This window comes from Agromyces sp. Root81, from assembly GCF_001429165.1.
Lineage (GTDB): Bacteria > Actinomycetota > Actinomycetes > Actinomycetales > Microbacteriaceae > Agromyces.
Window position 1 is genome coordinate 785,518 of record NZ_LMIR01000001.1, and the last position, 13,000, is coordinate 798,517.

A 13,000-nucleotide genomic window follows, 5' to 3' on the forward strand; every position below is an offset into this window, starting at 1 on the left:
AGCTGCAGCGTGGCTGATCAAGCTGAAGTCGTATTCGTCGATGGGGTCCGCACCCCGTTCGGCAAGGCCGGCGACAAGGGCATGTACTGGAACACCCGGGCCGATGACCTCGTCGTGAAGGCGATCGTCGGACTCCTCGAGCGCAACCCGAACATCCCGAAGGACCGCATCGACGACGTCGCCATCGCCGCGACGACCCAGACCGGAGACCAGGGCCTGACCCTCGGCCGCACGGCCGCGATCCTCGCCGGACTCCCGAAGACCGTGCCGGGCTTCTCGATCGACCGCATGTGCGCGGGCGCCATGACGGCCGCCGCGATGATGTCCGGCTCGATCGGCTTCGGCATGTACGACATCGCGATCGCCGGCGGCGTCGAGCACATGGGCCACCACCCCATGGGCTCGGGCGTCGACCCGAACCCGCGCTTCCTCAGCGAGCGCCTCGTCGGCGAGGACGCCCTCGTGATGGGCGCGACCGCCGAGCGCATCCACGACCGGTTCCCGCAGCTCACGAAGGAGCGCAGCGACCGCTTCGCCCTCGCGAGCCAGCAGAAGACGGCGGCGGCGTACGCCGCGGGCAAGATCCAGCAGGACCTGGTGCCGGTCGCGATCCGCACCGAGCAGGGCTGGGGCCTCGCCACGCGCGACGAGGTCATGCGCCCCGAGACGACGCTCGAGGGCCTCGCCGCCCTGAAGACGCCGTTCCGCCCCCACGGCCGCATCACGGCCGGCAACGCATCGGGCCTGAACGACGGCGCGACCGCGGCGGTCCTCGCCTCCGGTGCCGCTGCGAAGGAACTCGGCTTGTCGCCGAAGATGAAGCTCGTCAGCTACGCCTTCGCGGGTGTCGACCCCGAGATCATGGGCATCGGCCCGATCCCGGCCACCGAGAAGGCGCTCCGCAAGGCGGGCCTCTCGATCGACGACATCGGCCTCTTCGAGATGAACGAGGCGTTCGCCGTGCAGGTGCTCTCGTTCATGGACCACTACGGCATCGCCGACGACGACACCCGTGTCAACCCGTGGGGCGGCGCGATCGCGGTCGGCCACCCCCTCGCCTCCTCGGGCGTGCGACTCATGAACCAGCTCGCGAGCCAGTTCACCGAGCGCCCCGACGTGCGCTACGGCATCACGAGCATGTGCGTCGGCCTCGGCCAGGGCGGCACCATGGTCTGGGAGAACCCGAACTACGACAAGAAGGCGAAGAAGGCCTGATGACCGACTACACGAAGATCGACTTCGACTCGCTCGCCGCACTCTCCGACGACGAGGTCGTCACGCACTCCTTCGTGCGCGACGTGCCGATCTCGGACGGCAAGACGCTCGCCCTCGTCACGCTCGACAACGGCCGCGACCACACCCGCCCGAACACGCTCGGCCCGGTGTCGCTGCTCGAGTACGCGAAGACCCTCGACGAGCTGAAGGCGCGCGCCGCGGCCGGCGAGATCCACGCCGTCGCGATCACGGGCAAGCCGTTCATCCTCGCCGCGGGCGCCGACCTGTCGAAGGTCGCCGAGATCCCCGACCGCGACATCGCGCGCAAGATGGGCCAGCTGGGCCACTTCGCGCTCGGCAAGGCCTCCGAGCTCGGCGTACCGTCGTTCGTGTTCATCAACGGCCTCGCCCTCGGCGGCGGCCTCGAGATCGCGCTGAACGCCGACTACCGCACGGTGGATGCCTCGGTGCCCGCCGTCGCCCTGCCCGAGGTCTTCCTCGGCCTGATCCCCGGCTGGGGCGGCGCGTACCTGCTGCCGAACCTGATCGGCATCGAGAACGCCCTCAAAGTCGTCATCGAGAACCCGCTGAAGCAGAACCGCACGATGAAGGCCGACGACGTGATGGAGCTCGGCATCGCCGACGCGAAGTTCGACTCGGTCGCCTTCCTCGAGGACTCGATCAAGTGGGCCGACGGCGTCGTCTCCGGCCGCATCAAGGTGAAGCGGCCCAACGAGCCCGGCAAGGTGGAGCGGCTCGTCAAGTGGGACGCGGCGATCGCGATCGCCACGAAGATGCTGAAGAGCCGCATCGGCTCGGTGCCGAATTCGCCGTACGCGGCGCTCGAGCTCATGAAGGCGGCCAAGAGCGGCACGAAGGCCGAGGGCTTCGAACGCGAAGACGAGGTGCTCTCCGAGCTCATCGTCGGCGACCAGCTCCAGGCCTCGATCTACGCCTTCAACCTCGTGCAGAAGCGCGCGAAGCGCCCGGCGGGCGCGCCCGACAAGTCGGTCGCGAAGAAGGTCACCAAGGTCGGCGTGCTCGGTGCCGGCTACATGGCGAGCCAGCTCGCCCTGCTCTTCGTGCGCCGTCTGCGGGTGCCGGTGGTCATCACCGACATCGACCAGGCGCGCGTCGACAAGGGCGTGGCCTACATCGCGGAGGAGATCGACAAGCTCCTCGAGAAGGGTCGCATCTCCCCCGACGAGGCCAACCGCCTGAAGGCCCTCGTCACGGGCACCACCGACAAGGCCGACTTCGCCGACTGCGACTGGGTCATCGAGGCCGTCTTCGAAGAGCTCGAGATCAAGCAGAACGTCTTCGCCGAGGTGGAGCAGTTCATCTCGCCCGAGGCCGTGCTCGCCACGAACACCTCGTCGCTGTCGGTCGAGCAGATCGGCGCGAAGCTCGCGCACCCCGAGCGCCTGGTGGGCTTCCACTTCTTCACGCCGGTCGCGGTCATGCCGCTCATCGAGGTCGTGAAGACGCCGCACACCGACGAGGCGACGCTGTCGACCGCCATGGTCACGGCGAAGAACCTGCGCAAGAACGCCGTCATCACCGCCGACACCCCCGGCTTCGTCGTCAACCGGCTCCTCGCCGTGCTGCTCGGCGAGGCCATGCGGGCCGTCGACGAGGGCACCTCGTTCCAGACCGTCGACGAGGCGATCGCCCCGCTCGGCCTGCCGATGGCGCCGTCGGTGCTGCTCGACCTGGTCGGGCTCAAGGTCGGTGCGCACGTGCTCGACACCCACCACGCGGCGTTCCCCGACCGGTTCTACCGCAGCGAGAACCTGCACAAGCTCGCCGACTACGGCAAGCTGCTCGACAAGGACGACAAGGGCAAGGTCAAGGGCTTCGACAAGGGCGCCCTGAAGATCGTCGCCGGCGGCAAGAACCCCCGCTCGGCCGACGAGATTCTCATCGCCCTGCAGGACGGCCTCGCCCGCGAGGTGCGCCTCATACTCGACGGCGGCGTCGTGGCGGCCGCAGAGGACATCGACCTCTGCATGGTGCTCGGTGCCGGATTCCCGTTCCAGATGGGCGGCCTGACGCCCTACCTCGACCGGGTCGGCGCCTCCGAGCGCGTCTTCGGCGACACGTTCCACCACCCGACCATCACGGGAGTGGGCGCGTAGCCACCAGCACGACCAGAACGGCCCCCGGCGAAAGGCGGGGGCCGCTTCTATGCTCGGTGCATGGCGAAGTTCCAGTACTACGTCGCTGCAAGCCTCGACGGCTTCATCGCCGACGAGCATCACGGGCTCGAGTGGCTGCTGCAGTTCGGCTTCGATGCGTTCCAGGAGCACTACGATCGCTTCTTCGCCGATGTCGGCGCGGTCGTGCTCGGCGCCTCCACGTACGAGTGGATCCTCCGGGAGCAGCCCGGCAACTGGGACTTCGGCGCCCGGCCCGCCTGGGTGCTCACGCATCGGCGGCTGCCGGTACCGCCCGACTCCGACATCCGGTTCGCGTCCGGCGACGTTCTGCCGGTCGCCGAGGCCGCACGAGCGGGCGCGGGCGATCGGAACGTCTGGATCGTCGGCGGCGGACCGACCGCCGCCCAGTTCCTCGAGGCTGGGCGGCTCGACGAACTGCTCGTGACCTACATGCCGGTCGCACTCGGCCGTGGCAGACCGCTCCTGCCCGTCGCCACGGTGACGCCGCGCTTCACGCTCGTCCGAACGACGCCGTTCCCGAACGGCGCGGTCGAGCACGTCTACCGCACGGGTTGACGCCCGGCGAACGTCAGACGCGCGGCTGCGGACGGGTGTCGGTCGACACCTCGGCGTCGATGCCGGCGCCGCGAGCGTGCGGCAGCTTCGAGCCGAGCACCATCGCGGTGACGTCGCGTGCGATGTGCTGCGGGGTCAGTCCGACCCGCTCGAGGATGTCGCCGCGCGAACCGTGGTCGAGGAACTCGTCGGGCAGGCCGAGCTCGGTGACGGCCGTGTCGACGCCCGCCTCGCGGAGGTCCTGCCGGATGCGGGTGCCGATGCCGCCGACGCGGATGCCGTCTTCGATGCTGACGACGATGCGGTGCTCGGCGGCGAGGTCGATGACGCTGCGCGGCACCGGAACGACCCACCGGGGGTCGACCACGGTCGCGCCGATGCCCTGCGCCTCGAGCCGCTCGGCGACCTGCAGGCCGGTGTCGGCCATCGGGCCGACCGTGATGATGAGCACGTCCTTCCGCTCGGACTCGGCGAGCACATCGACACCGTCGGCGGTGCGCCGGACCGCGTCGAAGTCGACGCCGACGGTGCCCTTCGGGAAGCGGATGACGGTCGGTGCGTCGTCGACGACCACGGCCTCGCCGAGCTCCTCGACGAGCCGTACGGAGTCGCGTGGTGCGGCAATGCGGATGCCGGGGACCACCTGCAGGATCGAGAGGTCCCACACGCCGTGGTGGCTGGGGCCGTCGGGGCCGGTGACTCCGGCGCGGTCGAGCACGAAGGTGACGCCGGCCTTGTGCAGCGCCACGTCCATGAGCACCTGGTCGAAGGCACGGTTCATGAAGGTCGCGTAGACGGCGACCACCGGGTGCAGGCCGCCGAAGGCGAGGCCGGCGGCGGATGTCGCGGCGTGCTGTTCGGCGATGCCGACGTCGAACACGCGGCTCGGGAAGCGCTCCGCCATGCGATGCAGCCCGGTGGGGCGCAGCATCGCGGCGGTGATGCCGACCAGGCGCTCGTTGCTCTCGGCGAGGTGCACGAGCTCGTCGGCGAAGACGCTCGTCCACGACGGGGCCGATGCGGTCTCGAGCGACTCCCCGGTCTCGGGGTCGATCTGGCCGACGGCGTGGAACTGGTCGGCCGCGTCACGCAGGGCGGGTTCGTAGCCCCGCCCCTTGTCGGTGATCGCATGCACGATGACCGGCGCACCGTAGGCCTTGGCCTGGCGGAGCGCCGACTCCATGGCGCGCTCGTCGTGCCCGTCGATCGGGCCGATGTACTTGATGTCGAGGTTCGAGTAGAGCGCCTCGTTGTCGGTGAAGCGGCTGAGGAAGCCGTGCAGGCCGCCGCGCACGCCGCGGTAGAACGCGCTGGCCGGGGCGCCGAGGCGGTCGAAGGCGCGACGACTCGAGAGGTGCAGGTTGCGGTACGTCTGCTTCGTGCGCACCGTGTTGAGGAAGCGCGCCATGCCGCCGATCGTGGGCGCGTAGGAGCGGCCGTTGTCGTTGACGACGACGATGAGCTTGCGCGTGTTGTCGTCGGAGATGTTGTTGAGCGCCTCCCACGTCATGCCGCCGGTGAGTGCACCGTCGCCGACGACGGCGACGACGTGCCGGTCGTCCTGCCCGGTCATCTCGAAGGCCTTGGAGATGCCGTCGGCCCATGACAGCGAGCTCGAGGCGTGCGAGCTCTCGACGATGTCGTGCTCAGACTCCGAGCGCTGCGGGTAGCCGGCGAGACCGCCGGTCTTGCGGATCGTGGAGAGGTCGCGGCGCCCCGTCAGGAGCTTGTGCACGTACGACTGGTGCCCGGTGTCGAAGACGATCGCGTCGCGCGGGGACTCGAAGACGCGGTGGATGGCGATGGTCATCTCGACGATGCCGAGGTTCGGACCGAGGTGCCCGCCGGTCTTCGAGACGGACTCGACGAGATACTCGCGGATCTCGCGCGCCAGCTGATCGAGCTGTTCGGGACTCAGCGCATCGAGATCACGGGGTCCTGAAATGGTCTCGAGCAGGGTCATGCGTCTTGCCTCCGGAAGGTCGCGGGCGGTCCCGCTGAACGGAACGAGTCTACGCCGGGCTTCATGCGAAGCCGGGCAGAGAAGGGGGCGATCGGCAAGAAGCCGACCGCCCCGAATCCCTTGCGAGCGTTTAGACGAGCGAGCGCAGCACGTACTGCAGGATGCCGCCGTTGCGGTAGTAGTCCGCTTCACCCGGCGTGTCGATGCGCACGACCGCGTCGAACTCGACGGTCGCCTTGCCGGGAGCGGAGTGCTCGCTCGGCGTGGCGACGACGTGAACGGTCTTCGGCGTGACGCCCTCGTTCAGCTGCTCGAGGCCCGAGATCGAGACGACCTCGGTGCCGTCGAGGCCGAGCGACGCCCAGCTCTCGCCTGCGGGGAACTGCAGCGGGACGACGCCCATGCCGATGAGGTTCGAGCGGTGGATGCGCTCGAAGCTCTCGGTGATGACCGCCTTGACGCCGAGCAGGCTCGTGCCCTTGGCCGCCCAGTCGCGCGACGAGCCGGAGCCGTACTCCTTACCGCCGAAGATGACGAGCGGGGTGCCCTGCGCCTGGTAGTTCTGGCTCGCGTCGTAGATGAACGACTGGGGCGCGTCGGCCTGCGTGAAGTCGCGCGTGTAGCCGCCCTCGACGCCGTCGAGGAGCTGGTTCTTCAGGCGGATGTTCGCGAAGGTGCCGCGGATCATGATCTCGTGGTTGCCGCGACGCGAGCCGTAGGAGTTGAAGTCCTTGCGGTCGACCCCGTGCTCGGTCAGGTAGTGACCTGCCGGGCTGTCGGCCTTGATCGAACCGGCCGGGCTGATGTGGTCGGTCGTGACCGAGTCGCCGAGCTTGGCGAGCACGCGGGCGCCGGCGATGTCGGTGACCGGGGTCGTCTCCATGGTCATGCCGTCGAAGTACGGGGGCTTGCGCACGTACGTCGACTCGGCATCCCACTCGAAGGTCGCGCCGGTCGGCGTCTCGAGCGAGCGCCAGCGCTCGTCGCCGTCGAACACGCCGGCGTACTGCGTGACGAACATGTCCTTGTTGATCGAGGTGTCGATCGTGTGCTGCACCTCGGCGGCGTCGGGCCAGATGTCCTTCAGGAAGACGTCGTTGCCCTCGGTGTCCTTGCCGAGCGAGTCGACCTCGAAGTCGAAGTTCATCGAGCCGGCGAGAGCGTACGCGATCACGAGCGGCGGGCTCGCGAGGTAGTTCATCTTCACGTCGGGGTTGATGCGACCCTCGAAGTTGCGGTTGCCCGAGAGCACCGCGGTCACGGCCAGGTCGGAGTCGTTGACCGCTGCCGAGATCTCGTCGAGCAGCGGGCCCGAGTTGCCGATGCAGGTGGTGCAGCCGTAGCCGACGGTGTAGAAGCCGAGGGCCTCGAGGTCGTCGGTCAGGCCCGCCTTCTCGTAGTAGTCGGTGACGACCTTCGAGCCCGGCGCCAGGGTGGTCTTCACCCACGGCTTCGCCTTCAGGCCCTTCTTCGCCGCGTTGCGGGCGAGGAGGCCGGCCGCCAGCATGACCGACGGGTTCGACGTGTTGGTGCACGAGGTGATCGCCGCGATCGCGACCGCGCCGTGGTCGAGCACGAACGTCTCGCCGGTGCCGAGCGTGACGTCCGTCGGCTTCGAGGCCGTCGCAGGAGCGTGGCTCTTGTGGTGGTGCTCGTGGTGGCTGTACTCGTCTTCGGGCGAGTTTCCGGGCGGGTCGGATGCCGGGAAGGACTCGGCGCCCTCGAGGTCGACCAGGTCGTGGTCGACGGTCGCGTAGTTCAGGAGGTCCTTCTCGAAGGCGATCTTGGACTCCGAGAGCTCGATGCGGTCCTGCGGACGCTTCGGGCCGGCGATCGAGGGAACGACGGTCGAGAGGTCGAGCTCCATGTACTCGCTGAACTCGGGCTCGCTGTCGGCGTCGTGCCAGAGCTTCTGGAGCTTGGAGTACGCCTCGACGAGGGCGATCTGCTCGTCGCTGCGGCCAGTGAGGCGCAGGTAGTCGAGGGTCACGTCGTCGATCGGGAACATGGCGGCGGTCGAGCCGAACTCGGGGCTCATGTTGCCGATGGTGGCACGGTTGGCGAGCGGCACGGATGCCACGCCGGAGCCGTAGAACTCGACGAACTTGCCGACCACGCCGTGCTTGCGGAGCATGTCGGTGATCGTGAGCACGACGTCGGTCGCGGTGACGCCCGTGGGAATCGCGCCCGACAGCTTGAAGCCGACGACCTTGGGGATGAGCATCGAGACGGGCTGGCCGAGCATGGCCGCCTCGGCCTCGATGCCGCCGACGCCCCAGCCGAGCACGCCGAGGCCGTTGACCATCGTGGTGTGCGAGTCGGTGCCGACGCAGGTGTCGGGGTAGGCGCGGAGCACTCCCTCGACCTCGCGGGTGAAGGTGACCTTCGCGAGGTGCTCGATGTTGACCTGGTGCACGATGCCGGTGCCCGGCGGCACGACCTTGAAGTCATCGAACGCCGTCTGGCCCCAGCGGAGGAACTGGTAGCGCTCGCCGTTGCGCTCGTACTCGATCTCGACGTTGCGCTCGAGCGCGTTCTCAGTGCCGAAGAGGTCGGCGATGACGGAGTGGTCGATGACCATCTCGGCCGGCGCGAGCGGGTTGATCTTGTTGGGGTCGCCGCCGAGCGCGACGACCGCCTCACGCATCGTGGCGAGGTCGACGATGCAGGGGACGCCGGTGAAGTCCTGCATCACGACACGTGCCGGCGTGAACTGGATCTCGGTGTCGGGCTCGGCCGTCGGCACCCACGACCCGAGGGCCTCGATCTGCTCCTTGGTGACGTTCTTGCCGTCTTCGGTGCGCAGGAGGTTCTCGAGCAGCACCTTGAGGCTGAACGGAAGCTTCTCATGGCCCGGCACGGTGTCGAGTCGGAAGATCTCGTAGGACTCATCACCGACGCGGAGCGTGTCCTTCGCCCCGAAACTGTTCACTGCAGACACGATGTCCTCTCCTTCGCGGATGCCGCCGGACATGCAGGCGGCACTCCATCTTCTCCGTCAGACATGGGGCTGTTCCAGCAAGGGTAACCTAAGCCACTCGCCCGCCGACAGGCCTCGCACGGTGTGCGGATTTATCTTGACGTCGAGATAACTCTATCACTCGGCAGCGCGAGCGGATGACGGGTAGACCGCCCGCACGACCAGCCAGGAGAAGACCAGCACGAGCGCATAGAGCGGGACGCCCATGAGCAGGCGGGTGGCCCCGAGGGCCTCGACGTTGTCGACGAGATAGAAGGGCAGCTGCACCGCGAGGCGCGCGACGAACAGGCCGATCCAGACGAGCGTGAGGAACTGTGCGGCGCGGTACTTGCGCTTGTCCTGCTTCCAGGCGATGCCGTCTCCCATGAGGAACCCGACGATCAGGCCGATCGCCGGCCAGCGCACGAAGAGCGAGATGGTCAGCGCGAGCGCGTACGCGGCGTTCGTGAAGAACCCGAGCACGTAGTTGTCGCGTGCGTCACCCGACCAGAGGGCGAGCGCTGCTGAGGCGAGCACGCCGATGAGGCCGGCGATGGCCTGGGTCGGCTGGCCCTTCACGACGAGGCGGGCGATCGTGAAGATCACCGCGAGGCCGACGGATGCCACGAGCGCCGGCACGAGCGCAGCCTGCGGGTCTTGACCGGCGAAGCTCGTGAGCCCGCTGTAGACGAGGAGGAAGACGAGTCCGGGCAGCAGCGCCTCGAGGATGCCCCGGACACCGCCGACCGCCGTGAGGAGGTCGCGGCCGCTCAGCTTCTCGTCGCGCGCGAGCGCGCCGAGTCCGCTCTTCTCCGCGGCGGCGGCCAGTTGCCGGCCGAACTCGCCGGCTTCGGCGGACTCGGCGTCCGCCGCGGCATCCGCTCGATCGCCCTCGTCGGGGCGCGGCGAACCGGACGGGTCCGTCATCGCGGTCACACCGTGGGAGCGCCCGCGGAGGACGCGGGCATGCGCAGCGGGATGAGATCGCGCGGCGGCATCGGCGTGGTGCCGCGCACCACGACGATCGAGCGGAAGAGGTCTTCGACCTTCGCGGCCGCGGCGGGGTCGACCGCCGCCTCGCCCGCGATCACGCCGCGGAGGAACCAGCGGGGGCCGTCGACGCCGATGAACCGGGCGAGTCGCATCTGACCCTGCTGGCCCTCGCCGGCGGCGACGGGGATCTGCGCGAGCAGCTCGGGGCCGAAGGACCCCTCGCGCACGGTGGTCGAGCCGCCCTGACGGGCGATCTGGTCGGCGATCTGCGCGCGGATCTCGTGCCACAGTCCGCTCGAGCGCGGCGCGGCGAACGGCTGCACCTGCAGCGTCGAGTTCGCGTAGTCGAGGCCGATCGCGACGACGCGCTTCGTGCCCTCTTCGACCTCGAGACGGAGGTGGAGTCCTTCGCGCGGCAGCACCTTCACGCCGCCGAGGTCGACGTAGGGGCGAACGGGGTTCGCCTCCGCCTCGTCGAACGGGCCGGCGGCTGCACGGTCTTCGGGCGCCGACTTGGGCTGTTCGGCGGGGAAGTCGCCGCCGGTTTCGATGTCGCTCACGCGTTCACTCCTGACTTGTGCTCCCCGAATCCGGTGGAGCCGAATCCCCCTTCGCCGCGCAGGCTGCCGGGCAGCCGCTCGACCTCGACGAATCGAGCGCGGCTCACCGGCATCACGATGATCTGGGCGATGCGGTCGCCGGTCTCGATCGTGTGCGCCTCGCGGGCGTCGGTGTTCAACAGTGCGACCTTGATCTCACCGCGGTAGCCGGCATCGATGGTGCCGGGCGCGTTGACGATCGTGATGCCGTGCTTGAAGGCGAGGCCCGAGCGCGGCACGACGAAGCCGACGTAACCGTCGGGCAGTGCGATCGCGACGCCGGTGCCCACCGTGGCCCGCTCGCCGGGGCCGAGCACGACGGACTCGGAAGCGTGGAGATCGGCGCCCGCGTCGCCCGGATGGGCGTAGTTCGGGACGCGGTCAGCGGTGATCAGCACATCGACGGAATCGGTCACTGTTCGAGGGTAGTGCAGAAGTCTGGTCGAATAGAGCCATGCCCGACTACCGCGAGAAACTCTGGCCGACGCCGTGGATCTACATCGCCAGCCTGCTGCTCATCCCCTCCAGCATCCTCGTGCTGGCGCCCGTCTCGATGCCGGCCGGCATCGCCACCGGCGTCATCCTCTATGGCGCGACCGTCGCAGCGCTCAGCGTGACCGCGCCCGTCATCGAGGTGGCAGAGGGCCGGCTCCGCGCCGGTCGCGCCTCGATCGCCCTCGCCGACACGGGCATCGCGACCGGGGCGACGGATGCCGCAGCTCGCGTCGAACGGGGCACGGGTCTCGATGCCAGGGCGTTCCTCGTGATCCGCGGCTGGGTGCAGCCCGTCGTGCGGGTGCCGATCACCGACCCGACGGATCCGACGCCGTACTGGCTCATCTCGACGCGTCATCCGAAAGAACTGGCCGCCGCGATCAATGGATCACGACGGCCTGAGCGTACCGAGCCGGGCGTCTAGGACGCGCACTCCATGCAGATCGGTCCGAGCTTCGTCTCGTGGTCCATCTGCGAACGGTGCTTCACCAGGAAGCAGTTCACGCAGGTGAACTCGTCGGCTTGCGGCGGAAGCACCACGACGTCGAGTTCGACGTCGGAGAGATCGGCACCAGCGAGGTCGAACCCACCGGGGTTATCGGCGTCGTCGACATCCACTACGCCCGACATCTTGTCGGGGACGCGCTCCTTGAGGGCCTCGATCGACTCGGAGTCGTCTTCGGTCTTCCTCGGTGCGTCGTAATCCGTTGCCATTCCCATCCATTTCTTCATCGCCGATGATTCGGCGGCCATAGTCTGCATCAAATCGGTGGCGTTAGCAAACCACTTTCGCAGCGTTTCCACAGCTGCTCCGTGCTCAACTTCCGGCGCGCCCGGGCTATTCCCACGAGCACACATCAGGACGTGGCATCCTTGGGCGGAGACGAAGGCACGGAAGGGCTTGTCGCGATGCAGGAACTCAAGGTAATCGGAGTCGAGAACGGCGCGTTGCTCGCCGCCTCCGACGATGGAGCGCGCTTCCGGATCGAGATCGACGAGGTACTGCAATCTCGCATCCGCCAGGCGCAGCCCGAACAGCACACCGGTCCGAAACCCTCACCCCGCGAGGTGCAGGCGCACATTCGTGCAGGGATGTCCGCCGAGGAGGTCGCACAGGTCACCGGGGCGTCGATCGACTACATCCGCCGCTTCGAGGGGCCGGTGCTCGCCGAGCGCGAACACATGGTCACCTCCGCCCTCGCCGTCCCCGTGCACGTCACCCCCGAGGCCGATCCGGCCGATGAGCAGCCCGTCTTCGGCGGCGTCATCCGCGAGCGACTCGCGCAGCTCGGCGCCCACGGCGAACGCTGGGCGAGCTGGAAGGACGAGGAGCGCGGCTGGATCATCAAGCTCGAGTTCACCGCGGAGACCATCGACCACGACGCGCGCTGGAGTTTCGAGCCCCGCAAGCAGTCGCTGCAGCCGCTGAACTCCGAGGCGATCACGCTCTCGCAGCAGGGCGAGATGAAGGGCGGGCTCATCCCCCGCCTCCGCGCCGTCGGACCCGACTCAGAGGAGTCGCGCTTCGACAGCGGCGCCTTCACGTTCGAGGAGCCCGAGCACGGCGACTTCGACACGGCACCGCACCTCGAGCCGCTTCCGTACGCGCGCACGCCCCAGGCCTCGAGCCCGGCGGTCGCACGTGCGGCGATCAAGCGAGCGGATGAGCCGAAGCAGTCGCTCGGCGAGACCGCCGACCTGCTCGAGGCTCTGCGTCGCCGTCGCGGCGAACGCGAGGCGGCGGGCAGCGAGCCCGAACGTCAGCAGGCACCGCTCGCCCCGACCCCGGTGCAGGAGACCCAGGAGTCGGAACAGTCCGCCGAGGAGAAGCCGGGCGCCGCTGCTCGCAGCATCTGGGGCGGCAAGGGCGTCTCGAGCAACTCCGGTGCTCGCGGCAGCGCCAAGAAGGGCCGCGCATCGATGCCGAGCTGGGACGAGATCGTCTTCGGCGCACGCACCGACGACGACCTCGCCTGACCTCGCGACCGAACCCGCTCCTGCGTCGATCTCGACCGATCGACGATCGCACCCTCCGAACGCC

Annotated in this window: 11 protein-coding genes; 5 read left to right on the plus strand and 6 right to left on the minus strand. The window is 68.8% G+C overall.

What is annotated here, in order from left to right:
- Positions 1-9 precede the first annotated feature (9 nt).
- The 3 genes from ASE14_RS03785 to ASE14_RS03795 are packed head-to-tail and all read left to right on the plus strand — an operon-like array spanning position 10 to position 3,950.
- On the plus strand, positions 10-1,215 hold the full coding sequence (locus ASE14_RS03785) for an acetyl-CoA C-acyltransferase (protein ID WP_056650860.1): 1,206 nt from the start codon (positions 10-12) through the stop codon (positions 1,213-1,215).
- A complete protein-coding gene (locus ASE14_RS03790) occupies positions 1,215-3,353 on the plus strand; it encodes a 3-hydroxyacyl-CoA dehydrogenase NAD-binding domain-containing protein (RefSeq protein WP_056650863.1) in 2,139 nt (712 codons plus the stop codon). Before ASE14_RS03785 ends, ASE14_RS03790 begins: the two co-directional genes overlap by 1 nt.
- Positions 3,354-3,413: 60 nt before the next feature.
- Positions 3,414-3,950, plus strand: a complete 537-nt coding sequence (locus ASE14_RS03795; RefSeq protein ID WP_056650866.1) for a dihydrofolate reductase family protein — start codon at positions 3,414-3,416, stop codon at positions 3,948-3,950.
- 13 nt (positions 3,951-3,963) lie between these two features.
- Here the strand turns inward: ASE14_RS03795 and dxs are convergent, their stop codons facing one another.
- From dxs to dut, 5 genes are all read right to left on the minus strand, one after another.
- Positions 3,964-5,913 carry a 1-deoxy-D-xylulose-5-phosphate synthase gene (dxs, locus tag ASE14_RS03800; protein WP_056650869.1) on the minus strand — a complete coding sequence of 650 codons (1,950 nt, stop codon included), beginning with the start codon at positions 5,911-5,913 and terminating at the stop codon, positions 3,964-3,966.
- Between the two features lie 130 nt (positions 5,914-6,043).
- A complete protein-coding gene (acnA, locus tag ASE14_RS03805) occupies positions 6,044-8,854 on the minus strand; it encodes an aconitate hydratase AcnA (protein WP_056651729.1) in 2,811 nt (936 codons plus the stop codon).
- Positions 8,855-9,010: 156 nt separating this feature from the next.
- Complete coding sequence (locus ASE14_RS03810; protein WP_056651730.1) at positions 9,011-9,799, minus strand: DUF3159 domain-containing protein; 789 nt, start codon at positions 9,797-9,799, stop codon at positions 9,011-9,013.
- 5 nt (positions 9,800-9,804) lie between these two features.
- Positions 9,805-10,425: a DUF3710 domain-containing protein gene (locus tag ASE14_RS03815; RefSeq protein ID WP_056650872.1), complete on the minus strand. Its 621-nt coding sequence runs from the start codon at positions 10,423-10,425 to the stop codon at positions 9,805-9,807.
- Positions 10,422-10,880: a dUTP diphosphatase gene (gene dut, locus ASE14_RS03820; RefSeq protein WP_056650875.1), complete on the minus strand. Its 459-nt coding sequence runs from the start codon at positions 10,878-10,880 to the stop codon at positions 10,422-10,424. The genes ASE14_RS03815 and dut overlap by 4 nt, the downstream gene beginning before the upstream one ends.
- A 38-nt stretch (positions 10,881-10,918) precedes the next feature.
- Between dut and ASE14_RS03825 the strand changes: the two genes are divergently transcribed.
- Complete coding sequence (locus ASE14_RS03825) at positions 10,919-11,383, plus strand: DUF3093 domain-containing protein (protein ID WP_056650879.1); 465 nt, start codon at positions 10,919-10,921, stop codon at positions 11,381-11,383.
- On the opposite strand, the gene ASE14_RS03830 is transcribed toward ASE14_RS03825, so the two are convergent.
- Complete coding sequence (locus ASE14_RS03830) at positions 11,380-11,673, minus strand: DUF4193 domain-containing protein (RefSeq protein WP_056651735.1); 294 nt, start codon at positions 11,671-11,673, stop codon at positions 11,380-11,382. The genes ASE14_RS03825 and ASE14_RS03830 overlap by 4 nt on opposite strands.
- Before the next feature lie 195 nt (positions 11,674-11,868).
- Between ASE14_RS03830 and sepH the strand changes: the two genes are divergently transcribed.
- On the plus strand, positions 11,869-12,936 hold the full coding sequence (gene sepH / locus ASE14_RS03835) for a septation protein SepH (RefSeq protein WP_056650883.1): 1,068 nt from the start codon (positions 11,869-11,871) through the stop codon (positions 12,934-12,936).
- Positions 12,937-13,000 lie beyond the last annotated feature (64 nt).